The 866-nt window shown below is 43.1% G+C and carries 1 protein-coding gene; it reads right to left on the bottom strand.

Annotated elements, in window-relative coordinates; genetic code table 11:
* Nucleotides 1-17: 17 nt before the first annotated feature.
* Nucleotides 18-776 carry an IS5 family transposase gene (locus tag ACT3SX_RS15320; RefSeq protein ID WP_101767593.1) on the bottom strand — a complete coding sequence of 253 codons (759 nt, stop codon included), beginning with the start codon at nucleotides 774-776 and terminating at the stop codon, nucleotides 18-20.
* Nucleotides 777-866 lie beyond the last annotated feature (90 nt).

Genomic DNA, 866 nt, shown 5'->3' with positions numbered 1-866 from the left:
TAGGGGCTGTATAGAATTCAAATCAGCGGCAGCCAGATAAAGACACAAGCGAGAATTACGGCAGCCTCATAGCTGGCTTTAAGCTTATCATAGCGTGTAGCAATGCCTCTGAAGTGTTTTAACCTAGCAAAGGCGTTTTCTACTAAATGGCGACAACGATATAAGTACCAATCTAGCGTATCGTTATTGCTTTTAGAGTTGGACTTAACGGGTATTACTGACTCAGCACAATGTTCAAAGATACAATCTCTTATGTCGCTACTATCATAGCCTCTGTCTGCTACAACAGCCTTAGTCTCTTTTTTGATGGTACTTTTAATTAAAGCGTTGGCCATTTTAGAATCATGTACTTGGCCTCCTGTCAGCGCCACATGAACAGGGTTACCACAAGCATCAACCATGAGATGTAACTTGCTGCTATTGCCAGCAACGCTGGTGCCGATGGCTTCATCACGACAACTGGCAGCGCCTGTACTGTGCTGATGTGCTTTTACCACGCTACCATCTATAAATAACCATTCACTATCGTAGTCTGCTGTCATTATGGACATCAGTTGTTGCCATTTACCCGTTTTACGCCAATAGCGGTATTGATGATATACGGTAGACCACTTGCCAAAGCAGGTTGGTAAGTCGCGCCATGGACAGCCAATACGTATGCGGTACAACATCGCTTCGACTGTTCGCCTTAGATTGGGCTTGTTATATATGTTAATTTGTCGCAATATATCAGACAGCTTTTGCCATTGTTCATCAGTGAGCATGGTACGAGCCATAAGTAACGCCTTTTCTCTTTGTTGTGGTAAACAAGAGTGTAAGGCGTTGCTTATTTTTTTCAACTATTTCCCAATTCTATACAGCCCCTA

The organism is Psychrobacter sp. AOP31-B2-9, assembly GCF_052378005.1.
In the GTDB taxonomy this organism is placed as follows: domain Bacteria; phylum Pseudomonadota; class Gammaproteobacteria; order Pseudomonadales; family Moraxellaceae; genus Psychrobacter.
Note: the sequence above shows the minus strand (reverse complement) of the source record. Positions and strands in the feature narration are given on the sequence as shown.